Origin of the sequence: Paraburkholderia sediminicola (assembly GCF_046027825.1) — a bacterium.
Lineage (GTDB): Bacteria > Pseudomonadota > Gammaproteobacteria > Burkholderiales > Burkholderiaceae > Paraburkholderia > Paraburkholderia sediminicola_D.
On record NZ_JAQQDU010000141.1, the window covers coordinates 1 to 17,071 of the forward strand.

Annotated in this window: 17 protein-coding genes and 2 tRNA genes; 12 read left to right on the top strand and 7 right to left on the bottom strand. The window is 63.2% G+C overall.

What is annotated here, in order from left to right; all coding sequences use genetic code 11:
* Window positions 1–11: 11 nt before the first annotated feature.
* From mobA to PQQ96_RS39175, 4 genes are all read left to right on the top strand, one after another.
* The gene (gene mobA / locus PQQ96_RS39160) at window positions 12–626 is read left to right on the top strand and encodes a molybdenum cofactor guanylyltransferase MobA (RefSeq protein ID WP_408302395.1); all 615 of its coding nucleotides are present in this window, start codon (window positions 12–14) and stop codon (window positions 624–626) included.
* 74 nt (window positions 627–700) lie between these two features.
* The gene (gene moeA / locus PQQ96_RS39165) at window positions 701–2,002 is read left to right on the top strand and encodes a molybdopterin molybdotransferase MoeA (RefSeq protein ID WP_408302368.1); all 1,302 of its coding nucleotides are present in this window, start codon (window positions 701–703) and stop codon (window positions 2,000–2,002) included.
* Between the two features lie 112 nt (window positions 2,003–2,114).
* Window positions 2,115–2,390 (top strand): hypothetical protein, encoded by a 276-nt coding sequence (locus PQQ96_RS39170; protein WP_054036190.1) that lies wholly within the window; start codon window positions 2,115–2,117, stop codon window positions 2,388–2,390.
* Window positions 2,390–2,878, top strand: a complete 489-nt coding sequence (locus PQQ96_RS39175; protein ID WP_408302369.1) for a GNAT family N-acetyltransferase — start codon at window positions 2,390–2,392, stop codon at window positions 2,876–2,878. Before PQQ96_RS39170 ends, PQQ96_RS39175 begins: the two co-directional genes overlap by 1 nt.
* A gap of 42 nt (window positions 2,879–2,920) precedes the next feature.
* Here the strand turns inward: PQQ96_RS39175 and PQQ96_RS39180 are convergent, their stop codons facing one another.
* The 5 genes from PQQ96_RS39180 to pncB form a co-directional block, all read right to left on the bottom strand.
* Entirely contained in the window at window positions 2,921–4,369 is a 1,449-nt protein-coding gene (locus PQQ96_RS39180) for a DNA recombination protein RmuC (protein ID WP_408302371.1), read from the bottom strand.
* Window positions 4,366–5,355, bottom strand: coding sequence for a 2-hydroxyacid dehydrogenase (locus PQQ96_RS39185; RefSeq protein WP_408302373.1), 990 nt, complete (start codon window positions 5,353–5,355; stop codon window positions 4,366–4,368). The genes PQQ96_RS39180 and PQQ96_RS39185 overlap by 4 nt, the downstream gene beginning before the upstream one ends.
* A 66-nt stretch (window positions 5,356–5,421) precedes the next feature.
* On the bottom strand, window positions 5,422–6,849 hold the full coding sequence (locus PQQ96_RS39190; protein ID WP_408302375.1) for a sodium:proton antiporter: 1,428 nt from the start codon (window positions 6,847–6,849) through the stop codon (window positions 5,422–5,424).
* A 64-nt stretch (window positions 6,850–6,913) separates the two neighbouring features.
* Window positions 6,914–7,576 carry a LutC/YkgG family protein gene (locus PQQ96_RS39195; RefSeq protein WP_408302377.1) on the bottom strand — a complete coding sequence of 221 codons (663 nt, stop codon included), beginning with the start codon at window positions 7,574–7,576 and terminating at the stop codon, window positions 6,914–6,916.
* Between the two features lie 152 nt (window positions 7,577–7,728).
* Window positions 7,729–8,925: a nicotinate phosphoribosyltransferase gene (pncB, locus tag PQQ96_RS39200; protein WP_408302380.1), complete on the bottom strand. Its 1,197-nt coding sequence runs from the start codon at window positions 8,923–8,925 to the stop codon at window positions 7,729–7,731.
* A gap of 280 nt (window positions 8,926–9,205) precedes the next feature.
* On the opposite strand from pncB, the gene fdxA reads away from it, so the two are divergent.
* The 8 genes from fdxA (at window position 9,206) to PQQ96_RS39240 (ending at window position 14,033) form a co-directional block, all read left to right on the top strand.
* Complete coding sequence (gene fdxA / locus PQQ96_RS39205) at window positions 9,206–9,529, top strand: ferredoxin FdxA (RefSeq protein ID WP_074282621.1); 324 nt, start codon at window positions 9,206–9,208, stop codon at window positions 9,527–9,529.
* A gap of 115 nt (window positions 9,530–9,644) precedes the next feature.
* Window positions 9,645–9,720, top strand: a tRNA-Asn gene (locus PQQ96_RS39210).
* Between the two features lie 62 nt (window positions 9,721–9,782).
* A tRNA-Asn gene (locus PQQ96_RS39215) sits at window positions 9,783–9,858 on the top strand.
* A 217-nt stretch (window positions 9,859–10,075) separates the two neighbouring features.
* Window positions 10,076–10,552, top strand: a complete 477-nt coding sequence (locus PQQ96_RS39220) for a CreA family protein (RefSeq protein ID WP_408302382.1) — start codon at window positions 10,076–10,078, stop codon at window positions 10,550–10,552.
* 123 nt (window positions 10,553–10,675) lie between these two features.
* The gene (locus PQQ96_RS39225; RefSeq protein WP_408302384.1) at window positions 10,676–11,503 is read left to right on the top strand and encodes a helix-turn-helix transcriptional regulator; all 828 of its coding nucleotides are present in this window, start codon (window positions 10,676–10,678) and stop codon (window positions 11,501–11,503) included.
* Between the two features lie 259 nt (window positions 11,504–11,762).
* On the top strand, window positions 11,763–12,602 hold the full coding sequence (locus PQQ96_RS39230) for an AzlC family ABC transporter permease (protein ID WP_408302386.1): 840 nt from the start codon (window positions 11,763–11,765) through the stop codon (window positions 12,600–12,602).
* A complete protein-coding gene (locus PQQ96_RS39235; RefSeq protein ID WP_408302388.1) occupies window positions 12,599–12,922 on the top strand; it encodes an AzlD domain-containing protein in 324 nt (107 codons plus the stop codon). Before PQQ96_RS39230 ends, PQQ96_RS39235 begins: the two co-directional genes overlap by 4 nt.
* Before the next feature lie 340 nt (window positions 12,923–13,262).
* A complete protein-coding gene (locus PQQ96_RS39240) occupies window positions 13,263–14,033 on the top strand; it encodes a DUF4088 family protein (RefSeq protein ID WP_408302390.1) in 771 nt (256 codons plus the stop codon).
* Window positions 14,034–14,041: 8 nt separating this feature from the next.
* Here the strand turns inward: PQQ96_RS39240 and PQQ96_RS39245 are convergent, their stop codons facing one another.
* A complete protein-coding gene (locus tag PQQ96_RS39245) occupies window positions 14,042–16,192 on the bottom strand; it encodes an ATP-dependent helicase (protein ID WP_408302391.1) in 2,151 nt (716 codons plus the stop codon).
* Between the two features lie 191 nt (window positions 16,193–16,383).
* On the bottom strand, window positions 16,384–16,830 hold the full coding sequence (locus tag PQQ96_RS39250) for a hypothetical protein (protein ID WP_408302393.1): 447 nt from the start codon (window positions 16,828–16,830) through the stop codon (window positions 16,384–16,386).
* Window positions 16,831–17,071 lie beyond the last annotated feature (241 nt).

Genomic DNA, 17,071 nt, shown 5'->3' on the forward strand with positions numbered 1-17,071 from the left:
CAACCGAGCCCATGAACCCGGCACGCGAACACATCACCGGCCTGGTCCTCGCGGGCGGGCGCGGCATGCGGATGGGCGGCGTCGACAAGGGACTGCAAACGCTGCACGGCGAGCCGCTCGCCGCCCATGTGCTGAAGCGTCTCGCACCGCAAACCAGCGCCCTGCTGATCAGCGCCAATCGTCACCCCGATGTCTACGCCACGCTCGGCGCGCCGTTCGGCGCCAAGGTGCTTGCCGATACCGTACCCGGCTTTCCCGGACCGCTGGCGGGCCTGCTGGCTGCGCTGCGCGTGGCCGGCACCCCGTTCGTGCTGAGCGCGCCCTGCGACACGCCAGGATTGCCGGCCGACCTCGCCGCCCGTCTCACGCAGGCGCTCGACTCAAATCAGGCCGACATCGCCACCGTCACGACCACCGACGCCGATGGCCATGTTTCGCTCCATCCCGTGTTCGTGTTGCTGCGCACGAGTCTCGCAGACGACCTGGCAGCCTTTCTGGAAGCCGGTGAGCGCAAGGTTCGCGCGTGGTACGCACGCCACAAGACGGTCGAAGTCGCCTTTACCGACGAGCGCGCGTTTTACAATATCAATTCGTTACAAGAACTCGCCGACCTCGAGCGTTGTTGAGGCGCCGGTTGAAACCCCGCTCCGGCCGCACGGCAACAGCCGCTCCCGCCTCCGGTCGCGACGTCCAGCCCTTCATGACCACGCTTAACGAATTTTCCAGCTGCGTCGCGCAGTACGATCCTCACGCGCTACCTGTCTCGGCCGCCCAGGCGATCGTCCGTCACTGGGCCACGCCGGTCACGGCAGTCGAACGCGTGCCGCTGCGCGATGCGCTCGACCGTGTGCTGGCGGCCGACATCGTGTCGCCAATCGACGTCCCTTCGCACGACAACTCGGCCATGGACGGCTACGCGTTCAACGGCGCGATATTAGCAACGAGTGAATCTACGATCGATTTGACGATTGTCGGCAAAGCGCTGGCTGGTCATCCGTTCGCGGGCCACGTCGGCACAACGCAATGTGTACGGGTCATGACGGGTGCCTGCATGCCGGCTGGCTGCGACACCGTCGTGCCGCAGGAACTGGTCGAGCGCAGTGCCGATTCCACCTCGATCCGCATCGCGGCCAACGCCGTGCGGGGCGGCGCCAACCGCCGCCTGGCTGGCGAAGACCTCGCACGCGGTCATGCCGCGCTACGCACCGGCCGCGTCATGCGTGCTTCGGACCTCGGTTTGCTCGCTTCGCTCGGCATTGGCGAAGTCAGCGTACGGCGGCGCCTGCGCGTCGCGTTTTTCTCCACGGGCGACGAGTTGCGTTCGCTCGGCGAACCGCTCGACCCAGGTTCCGTGTACGACAGCAATCGCTACACGCTGTTTGCGATGCTCCGGCGCCTGAACGTGGACACGCTCGATCTCGGCGTGGTGCGCGACGAACCCGCCGCGCTCGAAGCCGCGTTGCGCAGCGCTGCAGCCAGCGCCGACGTAGTCTTGACCTCGGGCGGCGTCTCCGTCGGCGAGGCGGATTTCACCAAGCAATTGCTGCAGACGTTCGGCGACGTCGCCTTCTGGAGTCTTGCGATGCGTCCGGGCCGGCCGCTCGCTTTTGGCCGGGTCTGGTCCGGCGAGCATCCGGGTCTCGGGCTGCCCGCGTTATTCTTCGGCTTGCCGGGCAATCCCGTGGCTGTGATGGTGACGTTCTACCAGATCGTGCGCGAGGCGCTGCTGCTGATGTCCGGCGCAACGCCGCAGGCGCTGCCGATCCTGCGCGCCGCCAGCCGCCAGACCATCCGCAAGCGCGCCGGCCGCACCGAGTACCAGCGCGGCGTCGCCGAGCAGGACCCGCCCGGCCAATGGCATGTCACGCCGACCGGGTCGCAAAGCTCCGGCGTGCTGAGTTCGATGAGCGAAGCAAATTGTTTCATCGTTCTCGGGCACGATGAAGCTGATATTGCCGAGGGTGAGCACGTCGATATCATGCTTTTCGACGGTCTTATCTGACGACCGACTGAACGCTTCTGTTGCGGCCTGTTTGCAGCGTCATCTGCGGCATCATTGGCCGCCTCATTGGCCGCTTTACCCATTACCACTACGACACACGGGTTTGACTTACATGAAAAAACAGATCTCGTTCATTGCACCGGGACAGACGGCCAAGGCACTTATCCTCGTGTACCTGACGTTTTCAGTGCCGATCGTGCTGCTCGGCGTACTGGTGGCGTTCATCCGCTACGGCTCGGTCGAACTGAGCACGGTGTTCAGCGCGTTGCTGCTGAACGCGATTCTCGGTTTCATCCTGCTGTGGATTGCATGCCACGCGTACAACTGGGTGGCGTCGCGCTTTGGCGGTATCGAAATCCAGCTGACCGACGCGCCGGAAGAAGCGTAATGACCGCGACGATCCGCGCCGCGACGCCCGCGGATACGGGCGCAATCTTCGCGCTGACGTACGAGCTGGCTGAATTCGAAAGCCTCACGCACGTATTTGTCGCGACCGAAGACGGTTTGCGTGACGCCCTGTTCGGCGCGCGGCCCTCGATCGAAGCGCTGGTGGCGGAAAACGAAGGACGCATCGTCGGCTATGCGCTGTTCTTCCACAATTACTCGAGCTTCGCCGGCAAACGCGGGCTGTATCTCGAAGATGTCTACGTGCAACCGGGTCAACGCGGCAGCGGCCTGGGCGCCGCGATGCTAGCCCGGCTGGCGGCGCTGGCCGTCGAACGTCAGTGTGGACGCTTTGAATGGACCGTGCTCGACTGGAACAAGCAGGCCATTAGCTTCTACGAGAAGTTGGGCGCGACGGTAATGCCGGATTGGCGTGTCGTGCGCCTGACAGGCGAAGCGCTCGAACAGTTGGCCGCAACGGCTGGCGCTTAAATCAGCTCCCCGGACCTTCAGCCCGGACGCTCTACTGCGGCGCTACTGCTCGTCGGGATCCACGCCGGTTAGCGCATCGCCAAGCAACCCGCTCGCCTCTTCGCCCGGCAATGCCTCGACGTCACGCAACTTGCGGTTCATGACGCGGGTGCGTGTTTCCGCAGCTTCGATCGAACGCGTGACGGTTTCAAGCTGGGCCTTGGTCTTCGCCAGCACGTCGCCGAATTTGCCAAACTCCGTTTTAACCGCGCCGAGCACTTGCCACACCTCGCTCGATCGTTTCTCGATCGCAAGCGTGCGGAAACCCATCTGCAAACTATTGAGCAAGGCGGTGAGCGTGGTTGGGCCGGCAATCGTCACGCGGTAGTCGCGTTGCAGCAGGTCCGTCAGACCCGGCCGGCGCAGCACTTCCGCGTACAGGCCTTCGGTCGGCAGAAACAGCAGCGCGAAATCGGTGGTATGCGGCGGCGACACATACTTCTCCGCAATCGTGCGTGCCTCGGCGCGAATCCGTGTTTCGAGCGCGCGCGACGCCTCTTCCACCGCCACGGGATCGGCGCGTTCCTGCGCCTCGATCAGCCGCTCGTAGTCTTCGCGTGGGAACTTGGCGTCGATGGGCAACCAGACCGGCGTGGCTGGACCACCCGCCTCCGCACGGCCCGGCAGTTTGATCGCGAATTCGACGCGATCGGCGCTCTTCGGCACCGTCGCGACGTTCTTCGCGTATTGATCCGCAGTGAGCAGTTGTTCGAGCAATGCCTCAAGCTGTACTTCACCCCATGTGCCGCGCGTTTTGACGTTGGTGAGCATCTTCTTCAGATCGCCGACACCCGCAGCCAGCGTCTGCATTTCGCCCAAACCGCGATGCACCTGCTCGAGCCTGTCAGACACCAGCTTGAACGATTCGCCCAGGCGTTGTTCGAGTGTGGCGTGCAATTTTTCGTCGACGGTGCGGCGCATCTCGTCCAGCTTGGTCGAGTTGTTCGCCTCGATGTCCTTCAGTCGCTGCTCGATGGTGGCGCGCACTTCGGCGAAGCGGCGATCGTTCGCCTCGGTGAGTTGGCCCAGTTGCAAAGTCAGCGTTTCGCCGAACTGCTTGAGCGTGCGCCCTTGCTCGTCACGCGCCTGCTGCGCCTGTTGCTGCAGGCTGTGACGCACCGCGTCGAGTTGCTGCGCGAAGCCATCGATCTTGCCGCCCTGCACCGTCGTCATACTGCTGAATTGCGATGCCAGCGTTTGCTGAAAGTGCGCGAACCCACTGCTCTGCTCGGTACGCGAGACGCGCGCCGTTTCGGTGATGTCGTTGCGCAGTTGCCGCTCGAGTCGCTCATAAGCATGCGACTGTGCATCGGCCGCGGCGTCGATCCGCTCGCTGAGTAGTTCGAACTGCTCGCTTTCGTCAGCGCGGCTATGGCCGCGCATCAGCAATGCCAACGCGATGACCAAGGCGACCGCCAGTACGGCAACGGCCGCCACCAGAATCATGATCATGAACGCGCCTTGCCGATAACCTCGGGGTTGATCGGATTCGGCGGCCGGCCAGCGCGCGGGCCTTCACCCAGCGCCGCGATCAGATTGTCCGCGGCGAGGTTCGCCATGGCGCGGCGCGTGGCTTCCGTCGCACTGGCAATGTGCGGCGTCAGTACGACATTCGGCACGGTCAGCAGATCCGGATTCAGATTCGGCTCGCCTTCATAGACATCCAGACCGGCTGCGGCGATCTGTTTCGTGCGTAGTGCCTCGACCAGCGCCGCATCGTCGACGATGCCGCCGCGTGCGATGTTGGTGAGCGTGGCAGTCGGTTTCATCTGCGCGAGTTCGGCCGCGCCGATCGTGTGATGGTTTTCCTTCGTGTACGGCAAGACCAGCACCACGTGATCCGAGCGTTGCAACAAGTCCTGTTTGGACACGTACTCCGCGTTCAGCTGCGCCTCGATCTCCGGCGCGACGCGCGAACGGTTGTGATAGAGCACCTGCATGTTGAAGCCTTTCGCGCGACGCGCGAGCGCCTGCCCGATCCGGCCCATGCCGATCACGCCGAGCGTCGAGCCGTAGATGTCGCTGCCGAGAAAGCCGTCGTAGGTCCACTTCTGCCATTTGCCCGCGCGCAGCCAGTGCTCCGATTCGGCGATGCGGCGTGCCGTGGCCATCATCAGCGCCCAGCCGAAGTCAGCGGTCGATTCGTTCAGCACGTCCGGCGTATTGGTGCCGAGCACGTTCGCCGCGTTGAACGCGGCCATGTCGAAGTTGTTGTAGCCCACTGCCATATTCGACACCACGCGCAGGCGCGGTGCCGCGGCGAGCGCCGCCGCGCCGACCGGATCGCCTGCGGTCAACGCACCGTCTTTATCGGCGAGACGGCGCGTCAACTCTTCGGCGGATAGCACGTCGCCCTGATGCCAGTCGACGTCGAAATACTGTTTGAGCCGTTCGATCACATCGGGAAAGATCGGACGGGCGATGAGGATCTTCTGCATTGCAATTCTCCGAATAGCGCGCCGAGTCCAACTACCTCGGCGTCAAGATAAGCGTGAAATCAGGCCTCAGAAAAACAGCCAGCCGGTGACGAGAAACAGCGGCATCAACACCACGACCGACCAGCCGAGATACGCGAAAAAACTCGGCATGCGAATGCCGCGCGACTCCGCGATCGCTTTCACCATGAAGTTCGGTGCATTGCCGATATACGTGTTGGCGCCCATGAATACCGCACCGGCGGAGATCGCCGCGAGCGTGGTCGCGCCGGTGGTCATCAGCGTCTGTGCGTCGCCGCCGGCCAGGTTGAAGAACACCAGGTAGGTCGGCGCATTGTCGAGAAACGACGATAGCAGGCCAGTCGCCCAGAAGTACATCAAGTCGTGCGGCGCGCCGGCCGGGTTGACCAGATGGACGATTGCGGCAAACGCCCCCGACTCGCCGGCACGCAGGATCGTGATGACCGGCGCGATCGTCACGAAGATGCCGGCGAACAGTTTGGCGACCTCTTCGATCGGCGCCCAGTTGAAGTCGTTGCCCGCGCGTGCCGCACGCGGCGTCAATGCCAGCGAGAGCAAGGTGACGCCGATCAGCGCGACATCGCGCACGGCATTTTGCAACGCGAAGTGCGTACCGAACACGTCGAACACGACGCCCGACTTCCAGAGTCCGCTCATCAGTACCAACGCAATCACGGCAGCGAGCAGCACGAAGTTGATCTTGCCGTCGACGCCTAGCGGCGGTGTATCCGGCGTCGGATCGAGAAAGCGCGAGCGCTCTTCTTCACGCCGATGAAAATAGAACGAGTCCAAGGCATAGAAAGCGATCAGCAGCACGGCGCAGACGAACAGCATCGGCAACGCCAGATGCGTGGTGGTCCAGAAAAAGCTCACGCCCTGCAGGAAGCCGAGAAAGAGCGGCGGGTCGCCGAGCGGCGACAACGAGCCCCCCGCGTTTGCCACCAGAAAAATGAAGAACACCACCACATGAACGACGTGCTTACGGTTGTCGTTGGCGCGCAGCAATGGGCGGATCAGCAGCATCGCCGCGCCGGTCGTACCCATGATGCTGGCCAGCAAGGTGCCGAGGGCGAGAATCGCGGTATTCAGCCGCGGCGTGCCATGCAGATTGCCGCGCACACAGATGCCGCCCGCAACCGTATAAAGCGCCGTCAGCAACACGATGAACGGAATGTATTCTTCGAGCACCGCATGCACCAACGTTCCGAATGCGACGCCCGCGCCGAAGGTAAGCGCAAACGGCACCAGGAACAGCAACGCCCATGCTGTCGCGATCTTGCCGAAATGGTGATGCCAGAATGCCGGCGCGACCAACGGAAACACCGCGATCGACAACAACACGCCTGCAAACGGCAAGCCCCACAGCGCCGACAAAGTCGCGCCGTCGAGCGTGGCCGCCGAAGCCAGTTGAGGCCATCCGGCCAGCGTCAGAACAGCGGCGAGCACCATGCTCGACCACACGGCAGGTCGTTTCATATTCCTGGAGTCCTTGTTCAAGCGGGTGACGGTGCGCGGCGAAAGACCTAGCCGCTCACCGCGCTCAGGCGCCACGTACGACAATCACGTGCACCCGGTAAGGCCCATGCGCGCCAAGCACGATAGTCTGTTCGATATCCCCGGTGCGCGACGGCCCGGAGACAAAATTGACCGCACGCGGAAGTTCGCCGCGTTCGCTGCGAATCAGGCCAAACGCCTCTTCCTGTCCTGAGACGATGCGCGAAGCCGGCACGATCGCAATATGCGTTTCCGGCAGCAGGCCTGCGGATGCGTAGGTCTGCGGCCCGGACAGCAGTACCAGCGTGCCGGTTTCCGCTGTCGCGCAGAAGCAGCCCGTGAGTCCGACCACGTCGCCGTCTTCAGGTTTGCGGAATTCGACATTGAGGCCGGCTTCGACCCATTGCAGATCTTGCAGGGTTTGCCATGCGATTGCTTGCAGCGGGAGAGCGTGTTCAGTGAGGTAGCGATGCGCGGCGGACGGCACCTCGCTCAGTGTTTCGACCGTATCGACAGTGGTCGCCATCTTCTGCGCTTCTTCGATAAAGCGCGTGGTCAGATCGGCCGGCATCTCCGGACGCGGCCCTTGGGGATGGCGCGCCAGATAATCCACTACCGCTTCACGCTCAGACGCTGACGGCTCAGGCTCGCGCCCCTGGGCTGCGCGGATGCGCGCCAGGACGTTACGGCGGGCAATCGATGTGTCCATATGCAAAATCCTCGTGTCGACAGCCGTGCGATGTGACGAGGATTATACCGGCCACCCTGCGCGCGAACACCCTGGCCGAACGGCCTCGCGCCGCGTATCGAGCGGGCACGCGGCCTGCGCGATATCCCATCGATATCCGCGCAGGCGCCGTGTTACTTCGCAGCGTCTTCCTCGGGCTGCGCAATGCCGAACACCTGACGCAGGTACGCGAGATAGGCCTTGTCTTCGCACATGTTCTTGCCCGGCGAATCCGACAGCTTCGCCACCGGCTGACCGTTGCAACGAACCATCTTGATCACAATCTGCAACGGGTTGTAGCCCAGGTCGTTGGTCAGATTGGTTCCTACGCCGAATGCCAGCTTGCAGCGCCCGCGGAAACGCTCGTACAGTTGCAGCACCTTCGGAATGTCGAGCGCGTCGGAGAACACGAGGATCTTGGTGCGCGGGTCGCAGCGGTTTGCCTCGTAGTGCTTGAGCAGCCGCTCGCCCCAATCGAACGGATCGCCGGAATCGTGACGCGCGCCGTCGAACAGCTTGCAGAAGTACATATCGAAGTCGCGCAGGAAGGCCTCCATGCCGTACACGTCCGACAGGGCAATACCCAGGTCGCCGCGATACTCCTTCGCCCACATTTCGAAGCCGAAGATCTGCGAATCGCGCAGCCGCGGACCGAGGGCCTGGCACGCCTGCAGGTATTCATGCGCCATCGTGCCGAGCGGCGTGAGGTTGTGCTTCATCGCGTAGAAGACGTTGCTGGTGCCGGCAAATTGCTCGCCCAAGCCATCTTTCAACGTGAGGATCACTTCTTCGTGCCATTGCTTAGAGAAGCGGCGGCGCGTGCCGTAGTCGGCGATCTTGCAGTCGGCGAATTCCGGGCGCGCGCCCAGCAGCTTGATCTTTTCGACGAGACGGCCGCGCCCTTCGCTGTAGTCAGGCTTTTGCTGGGTATTGCGGAAGTAGACCTCGTTGACGATCGCGAGCATCGGGATCTCGAACAGGATCGTGTGCAGCCACGGCCCCTTGATCTCGATGTCGATTTCGCCATTGCCCTTCGGCGACGGCTCGATCGAAATGTATTTCTCGTTCAGATGGAACAGCGCGAGGAACTCGATGAAGTCGCCCTTGATGAAGCGCATGCGCCGCAGGTAGTCGAGTTCGTCGTCGGTGAAGCGCAGGTCGCAGAGCTTACGCACTTCATCGCGGATCTCGCCGATATACGGCACGAGGTCGACATTCGGCGTGCGGCAGCGAAAGCGGTATTCGACATTCGCCGCGGGAAAGTGATGCAACACCACTTGCATCATCGTGAACTTGTACAGATCGGTGTCGAGCAGCGAAGTAATAATCATGATGGTGCGAACTGGACTGCAGGAAAAACGGAAGGCTTGGCTCGACCAAACGCGTCAACCCATGCGCGTGCGGCACGCCCCGTGCGCACCGACCTGACGCATGTTACCCGAATGCGCCCGGATTCAGCGCGCCGGCGGCCTGCTGCGCCGGACGCCATAAACTAATCACAAAAACGTATAAAAGCCGGTGGCCGACGCTGCATGCGCCTCTTGACGTTACGTTACAATAGCGCTTTTGGCGTATTCGCCTTCCCTGATTCCGCATGCAGGAGCTGCCTGAATGACTCACGTTGTGACCGAAAGCTGCATCAAGTGCCGCTATACCGACTGCGTCGATGTGTGCCCGGTGGACTGCTTTCGCGAAGGTCCCAACTTCCTCGCGATCGACCCCGATGAATGCATCGACTGCGCCGTGTGCGTGGCCGAGTGCCCGGTGAATGCCATTTATGCCGAGGAAGATGTGCCGGGCGACCAGCAGCACTTCACTGAGCTGAATGCCGAACTGGCGAAGAACTGGCCGAGCATCACCAAGACCAAGGCGCCGCTGCCGGAAGCCGACGAGTTCAAGGATGTGAAGGAAAAGCTGGCCCTGCTCGCACGTTAAGCGGCGCGGCCTGTCCCCCGCTGTTGCATTCGAACCAAATCGAGATGAACACAGGGTATTGACAGGCGCTTAAGCTGCTTCTACAATTTCGCTTCTCTGCTGTTTGTTGTTCTGTTCCTCGATAGCTCAGTCGGTAGAGCGCCGGACTGTTAATCCGTAGGTCCCTGGTTCGAGCCCAGGTCGAGGAGCCAAGAATTGCAAAAGCCCGTTAACCAATACGGGCTTTTTTATGTAGATCAAGTTGTACTGCTGTTCCTCGATAGCTCAGTCGGTAGAGCGCCGGACTGTTAATCCGTAGGTCCCTGGTTCGAGCCCAGGTCGAGGAGCCAAAAATTTAGAAGGCCCGCATTCGTGCGGGCCTTTTTGTTTTTGGCTTGACCTGGTTCAACGCGGGATAAGTTGGGCTGAGCCGGGGAACGACCGCCTGCTCCGACCGGCAGGTAGCGCATGGCCCAGAGCATGTGCACTGACCCTCTGGTGGACACGCCGTTATACGATGGTGCTTTTCTATCGCGCCCAATCCAAGCACTCATTCCCGGCCACCTCATGAAACCGACCTTGTTGCGCATCGCGTTGGCAGTCACTACCGCCCTGCTGCTTTCTCCGGCCCACAGCGAAGAAGTCGCCAGCGTCAACACCAACTTCCGCATCACGGGCTCTGACCGTGTAGTCGTCGAAGCGTATGACGACCCACTGGTCCAGGGTGTGACCTGCTACGTATCGCGGGCGCGCACGGGCGGCGTCAAAGGCACGCTCGGCATCGCCGAAGATCCGACCGAAGCGTCGATCGCCTGCCGTCAGGTCGGCGCGATTCGCTTCACCGGGCCCGTGAAACAGCAAGCCGACGTGTTCTCCGTGAGCATGTCGCTGATCTTCAAATCGCTGCATGTCGTGCGGGTGGTCGACGCGAAGCGCAACACGCTGGTGTACATGACCTACAGCGACCGCGTCGTCAGCGGCAGCGCGAAAAACAGCGTGAGCGCCGTGCCGATGCCGGCGGGTACGACGATCCCGGTCAAGTAATCGCCGCGCTACGGCCAAACTCACGACGCAAAGGCGTGCACGCATGAGTAACGTGAGCGGCAGAGGCCACGGAGCGCTACACTGACCGGTCATGCCGGACCGCCGGATCGCCAGACTTTCACCATGACCGCCCATCGCTTCCAGGATTCCGCCCGCTACTGGCGCACGCCGCTTCTGCCCGGCGCGGACCTGCTCACGGCCGAATATCACGACCACGAGTTCACGCCGCACTGGCACGATGCCTACACGATTCCGGTGATCGTCGCGGGCGCCGAGGGCTATCGGTATCTCGGCTCGGACTATGTCGCCGAAGCGGGCAGCGTGCCGATCATCAATCCCGGCGAGCTGCACACCGGCTCGAAGGCTGTCGAGGCGGGCTGGCGGTATCGCGTGATGTATGCGCCAGTGGATTTCATTCACGATCTCGCCAATGAAGTCGCCGGCAAGCCGCAAGCCTTGCCGTGGTTCGCGCCGGGCGTGATCCGCGACCCCGATCTGGCGCAACGGCTGGCGCGCGCACACTGTCTGCTGGAGGCCGGCGACGATCCGCTCGCCGCCGAGGCCGCGATGCTCGACGCGCTGTCCACCTTGCTGGTCCGCTACTCGCAAACGCAGCCGGAGCCGTCGCGCCTCGTCGCTGACGACGCCCGCGTCGCGACCATGCAGGAGCGCCTGACCGGCGACCTCGCCGAACCTGTCACGCTCGCCGAAGTCGCGCGGGCAGCGGGATTGTCGCCCTTTCATGCCGCACGCCTTTTCAATCAGACTACCGGCCTGCCACCGCATGCGTGGCGCAACCAGGTGCGCCTGCAACGCTCGCTCGCACCGTTACGTGCGGGTGTCTCCGTGACGGATGTCGCCGCAGCGAGTGGTTTTACGGACCAGAGTCATTTCACGCGCCATTTCCGGCGCATGTTCGGCGTGCCACCGGGACGCTGGCAAGGCAGCTGACACAGGGCTCACAGGGCGGCATAAGCGGCCACGCCGGGTGCCCGCGCAGCCGCAACTATGCAGCAGGACAACCTCAGGGCTGCCCTCTTCCGGCCCCGCTCTGGTTGGCCCCGCCAAACTCCCCCAGCCGCCTCGCGCTTTACATCAGCCCGATCAGGTCAACCAGCAACTCCCCTCCGCAGCATCTGCGCGCCACCGCAAGAACGTACAAGCCCCGCAAACCACCGCCCGCTATGCTTCCCGAATCAAGGAGGCAAGATTGACCCATTCCAACCCCGGCCAGCCCTCACGCGCAGGCCACTTAAAAGAATTCACCGCCGGCGCGCGCGACATCATCCCGATGATGGTCGGCGCAGCGCCCTTCGGCGTGATTTTCGGCACCCTGGTGGCGTCCGGCCCGCTGCACCTATGGCACGGGCAGTTGATGTCGCTCGTCGTGTTCGCCGGTTCCGCGCAATTCATCGCACTGGGCCTGATCGCCGGCCACGCGAGTTTTGCGGTGATCTGGGCGACCACGCTCGTCGTCAACCTGCGTCACGTGCTGTATAGCGCGACGCTCGCGCCGCACGTCGCGCATCTCCCGGCGCGCTGGCGCTGGGCACTGAGCGCACTGCTCACCGACGAGGTCTTCGCCGTCGCCTGGGAACATTACCGGCATCGGGAGCCCGGCTCGGTCGGCCCGCACTACTTCTTTGGCGCGGGTCTGGCGATGTACCTGAACTGGCAGCTCTGGACCGTTGCCGGCCTGTTGTTCGGCGCGGCCTTTCCGGGCCTGCAGTCGCTCGGGCTCGATTTCGCGATGGTCGCCACGTTCATTGCGATCGTCGTGCCGCAGCTCGTCGCCGTTCGCTATATCGCGGCGGCCGCTACCGCGGGCACACTGGCGTTCTTCTGGCAGGCGTGGCCGTACAAGCTCGGTCTGCTCGGCGCCGTGTTCGCGGGCGTGGCAATCGGTATCTTGCTGTCGGCGCCGCGATTTGGGCGAGGCGCGCGAGGAAATCACGAATCTTCGCGAGCAGCTTCGCGCGAAACCTCACAGAGCCCCCACCGGGAAGCCCCGCGGAAAACCTCGAAGGAAACCATGGAGGCATCGCAATGAACTACGTCGTTCTGATCCTCGGCATGGCGGCCATCACGTGGGTGATCCGCGCCGCCGTCTTCGTACTCGGCGACCGCCTGGTGTTTCCGCCGCTCGTGCGCACCGCGCTCGGCTTCGTGCCAGTTACTGTGCTGACGGCGATCATTGTCCCGATGGCGGTCTCGCCGCACGGCAACGGCGCCGAATTGACCTGGCGCAATCCGCAACTGGTCGGGGCGCTGGCCGCCATCGTGGTCAGCGCGCTGACGCGGCGGCCACTTCTGACCATCGCGGTCGGCCTGACAGTCTTTTTTGCCTGGCAAGGCATCGTGCTTAGATAGACGCCGTTCGAGACGCGATGTGAGGCCAACATCGCGCGCAAACGTTGCCCACACTGCCATAGGGACCAAACGTGACGAATCTGGCACGGGCGGTGCCCGCCGCACACCACCCTCACGGGCGACGCATCCCTCTAAAGCCACCGGCAATGCCCCGCGCGCCCTTAAGTTTTCCCTGAATCCGCCGATAAGGAGTCGAGGTCCGCTCGTCGGGATACGTCCCGCTGGTTATGCGGCAACAGGCAGGAATCAACCGCGCCGGCATTGGCGTCGCGTCTCACGGGGTCCGTGCGCGAACTGCCGACATGACGATACAGCGCGGCAGGACCAAACGGGATAACACATGGGTCAAATCACCCTCACACTCAAAGACGAGACCATTGCGACGTTGCGCAAGGATTTCGACGCTTTCCTGCGGGTTTCGCTGAAACTCGATCCGCAGTTCGCGACACCGTCGTTTGAGGACTTTTTGCGCGCCAAGCTGCTCGACAATATGGTGCCGCTGACCGAGCACGCGGTTCAGCGGATGTTGCAGGGTGGCCAGTACGCGTGGGCGAAACGCACGCTGGACAAGGAATTCCCGGACGTCGTCGCTATCCTGATGCGGCAAGCGGGGGAGTTCGGTTTCGGCTTTGCGGCCCGCTCGGAATGGACGCCCGACGAGCTCGCCAAGCAGTGCCGCGACTGGGCGGCGGCCATCGTCAAGGAAGCGGAAGGCGACGCGGCGCTGATCGATCCACTCGCGGCGCAGATCAAGAGTGAGGCGCAGGACATCCAGGCACTCGAAGAAATCATGCAGACGCCCGCCTGGCGGCTGGTGGAATCGCTGCGCCAGCGCGTCTACGAAGCCAAGGTGGCGTGCGAAACAGGCGAAGGCAGCACCGCGCGCGAAAAGCTCGGCGAACTGCGTGGCCTGTTGCGCCTGGGTATTTCGCACGGCTCGTTCCAGAAGCAGGAAGCGCAGCAGATCATGGAGTACCTGCGCTTGCTGAAGCCGGAGATTTTCGTCGACGAACCGTACGACGTGTTCTCACGCCTCGCCGCCTGGCTGCGCAATTTCTTTGTGCCGCCGCGTCCGGTACCGCAACAGCAGCAGCAACGGCAGTCGCGCTAAAAGCGGATTCAATCCCACATCTTCCTGAGCCTCGCCCCAATCTCGATCTTCGCCTGCGCCGCCGCGGCCAACCCCGCCGCGGTGGGGGCGCTCGGCACCGGTACGCGCGGCCAGGCGTAAGCGTCGAACAGGGGCATCAGATGCGCCGGAATGAACCGCGTGCGCGACGCCCACACGTGACGGTCGCCCATATGGGTCTGGTTGTGCACGTAAAAGCGCTGCGGCACGACGATATGCAGGTCCTCCTTCGCGCGCGTCATCGCCACGTATAACAGGCGCCGTTCCTCGTCGATTTCCTCTTCACTGCCCGTGCCGAGATCGGACGGAATGCAACCGTCGACGCCGTTCAGCACGAACACGTTGCGCCATTCCTGCCCTTTCGCCGAATGGATCGTGGACAGGATCAGGTAATCCTCGTCGATCAGGGGCACGCCGGATTCGTCGCTGGTGGCGTCCGGCGGATCGAGCGTCAGCTCGGTCAGGAAGCGTTCGCGCGATGCATAGGTGCCCGCGATGCTTTCCATCTGCAGCACGTCTGCGTGACGGATCGCCGCGTCCTCATGATTGCGCTCGAGATGCGGCTCGTACCAGCGCCGCACCATTTCGAACTCGGCCGGCCACGGCGCCTGGCGCCCGTACACGCTCGACATCAGCTTGACGAACGGATGCCAGTCTTCCTGCGCGCGAGCGGGCGGGGCAAAGGCGGCCAGCGCGCCGGCAGCACTGTGGGTGATATCGCCCGGATTGCCGGAGCCCGCCCGGGCCACGACCTCATCCAGCACCTTCGCGGCAGTGGCGGGACCGACGCCCGGCAGCAATTGCACGACGCGAAAACCGGCGACACGGTCGCGTGGATTCTCCGCCCAGCGCAGCACGGCGAGCACATCCTTGACATGCACCGAGTCGAGAAACTTCAGGCCGCCGAACTTCACGAACGGAATGTTGCGCCGGGTCAGTTCAATCTCGAGCGCGGCGCTGTGGTGGGCGGCGCGAAACAGCACCGCCTGCGACTTCAGCTTCATACCCTGTTCGCGCGCTTCGAGCACCTGCTCGACGATGTAGCGCGCCTGATCTGCTTCGTCGGCGACCGTCACCAGACGCGGGCGCTGCGCCGAGGCCTTACCGGTCCACAGATTCTTCGTGTAGCGCTCGCTCGCGAGCTCGATCACCGCATTCGATGCAGCGAGGATCGGCCCGGTCGAGCGGTAATTGCGCTCGAGCGTGATCTGTCTGGCGGGCGGGTTGAAGTGCGCCGGGAAGTCGAGAATGTTGCGCACGGTCGCGCCGCGAAATGAATAGATCGACTGGGCGTCGTCGCCGACCACAGTCAGGCCGCGGCCGTCGGGTTTCAGCGCGAGCAGGATCGACGCCTGCAGGCGGTTGGTGTCCTGATACTCGTCGACCAGAACGTGATCGAAGCGCGCCGACAGATCGGCCGCGATCGCGGGCTCAGCGGCCATATGCGACCAGTAGAGCAGCAGGTCGTCGTAGTCGAGCACGCTCTGCTTCTGCTTGGCATCGACGTACGCCGCGAACAGCATGCGCAGATCGGCTTCCCACTCGCGGCACCAGGGAAACGCGCTGTTGAGCACGTCGGTGAGCGACGCGCCGGTGTTCACCACGCGCGAGTAAATCGCGAAGCAGGTGCCCTTGGCCGGAAAACGCCGTTCTTTCGCCGACAAACCCAGCTCGTGGCGCACGAGATTCATCAGGTCGGCGGAATCCTCACGGTCGTTGATCGTGAAGGCGGGCGCGAGGCCGATCAGGTCCGCGTATTCGCGCAACAGCCGCGCACCAACGCTATGAAACGTGCCCGACCATGTCAGCCCTTGCGCCAGCGCGGCGCGCGTGCCCAGTGCCGCTCCGGCGATGCGCGTGACGCGGCGGGTCATTTCGAGCGCGGCGCGGCGTGAGAAGGTCAGCAGCAGGATACGGCGCGGATCGGCGCCCTTCACCACCAGATTGGCGACGCGATGCGCCAGCGTGTTGGTCTTGCCGGAGCCGGCCCCCGCGATTACCAGCAGCGCGCCCGGCGGCGCGTTGCGACTGTCGGCGCCGTATTCGACGGCCTCGCGTTGTGCGTCGTTGAGTTTGGCCAGCCAGGCGGCGCTGTCGGTACCGGACGAGGACGATGGCGGAGATTCAGCGACGGAGAGCACGGTGGATTCGGACCTGGGTGGCGTTGACGCGACGACGCATACTGTATATCCATACAACTATCGGAGACAAGCGGCCCTTTTTTCCGTGCCGCGCAAAAAAAATGGCCCGGAGCGCATCAACGCTTCGGACCATTTTCCCGCGGCGCGGCGGGCAAGATTGCCGCCACGCCCGCGTGCTTCAGGACTCAGGCTTAGTGCTTGACGTCAGCGCCGCCGTCCTGATCGGCCGCCTGGCCTTGCATGTCCATCTTCATTTCATTGTTGGCAGCCTGCTTGTCAGCCTTCTGGTTGATCTTGGCGTTGTGCACCTGCTCCTTGTACTGCGACTTGGCAGCCTTTTGCTGTTGCTTCAACTCCGTCTTGGACGCCTTCTTCGACGCCTTGTATTCGGCATTAGCCTGGGCGTTGGCGTCGCGCTTCTGGACCAGCGGATCGGTCGAGCCCGATGCCGTCAGATGCGCCGGCGCCGGCGTCGCCGGTTGCACACCCTGTGCTCCGGGCGCGACTTCGGCGCCTTGGGTCTGAACCTGTGCCTGGCCGCTGATGCCGGCGGCCGGTTGAGCGGTCTGCGCAAAAGCAGCGGTGGCAGCAAAAGCAGTCAGGGCGGTACCGATCAGGAGCGTACGAATCTGGGTCATGGCTAAATCCTCTCTAAAATTGTTGTGACGCGGGCGTTATATCCGGCACGGCACATTGATGCGTGCTTCATGCGCCCCTCGCCCGGTCCATTTGCTGTCGGAAAAATCCAGCAGGCTTTCCTACAGACCTGCACTTTACGAGTGAAGTTCGTAACTTACGACTAGTGTTACGGAACGTTTCATTTTCTGACAACTACATAACATCTACTTGCAATTGCCCGCGTGAGGCCCGGGATTACGG

Excerpts from the sequence above, each read along its gene's own strand:
- mobA (WP_408302395.1), top strand. The coding sequence starts at position 12 with ATGAACCCGGCACGCGAACACATCACCGGCCTGGTCCTCGCGGGCGGG.
- moeA (WP_408302368.1), top strand. The coding sequence starts at position 701 with ATGACCACGCTTAACGAATTTTCCAGCTGCGTCGCGCAGTACGATCCT.
- PQQ96_RS39170 (WP_054036190.1), top strand. The coding sequence starts at position 2,115 with ATGAAAAAACAGATCTCGTTCATTGCACCGGGACAGACGGCCAAGGCA.
- PQQ96_RS39175 (WP_408302369.1), top strand. The coding sequence starts at position 2,390 with ATGACCGCGACGATCCGCGCCGCGACGCCCGCGGATACGGGCGCAATC.
- PQQ96_RS39180 (WP_408302371.1), bottom strand. The coding sequence starts at position 4,369 with ATGATCATGATTCTGGTGGCGGCCGTTGCCGTACTGGCGGTCGCCTTG.
- PQQ96_RS39185 (WP_408302373.1), bottom strand. The coding sequence starts at position 5,355 with ATGCAGAAGATCCTCATCGCCCGTCCGATCTTTCCCGATGTGATCGAA.
- PQQ96_RS39190 (WP_408302375.1), bottom strand. The coding sequence starts at position 6,849 with ATGAAACGACCTGCCGTGTGGTCGAGCATGGTGCTCGCCGCTGTTCTG.
- PQQ96_RS39195 (WP_408302377.1), bottom strand. The coding sequence starts at position 7,576 with ATGGACACATCGATTGCCCGCCGTAACGTCCTGGCGCGCATCCGCGCA.
- pncB (WP_408302380.1), bottom strand. The coding sequence starts at position 8,925 with ATGATTATTACTTCGCTGCTCGACACCGATCTGTACAAGTTCACGATG.
- fdxA (WP_074282621.1), top strand. The coding sequence starts at position 9,206 with ATGACTCACGTTGTGACCGAAAGCTGCATCAAGTGCCGCTATACCGAC.
- PQQ96_RS39220 (WP_408302382.1), top strand. The coding sequence starts at position 10,076 with ATGAAACCGACCTTGTTGCGCATCGCGTTGGCAGTCACTACCGCCCTG.
- PQQ96_RS39225 (WP_408302384.1), top strand. The coding sequence starts at position 10,676 with ATGACCGCCCATCGCTTCCAGGATTCCGCCCGCTACTGGCGCACGCCG.
- PQQ96_RS39235 (WP_408302388.1), top strand. The coding sequence starts at position 12,599 with ATGAACTACGTCGTTCTGATCCTCGGCATGGCGGCCATCACGTGGGTG.
- PQQ96_RS39240 (WP_408302390.1), top strand. The coding sequence starts at position 13,263 with ATGGGTCAAATCACCCTCACACTCAAAGACGAGACCATTGCGACGTTG.
- PQQ96_RS39250 (WP_408302393.1), bottom strand. The coding sequence starts at position 16,830 with ATGACCCAGATTCGTACGCTCCTGATCGGTACCGCCCTGACTGCTTTT.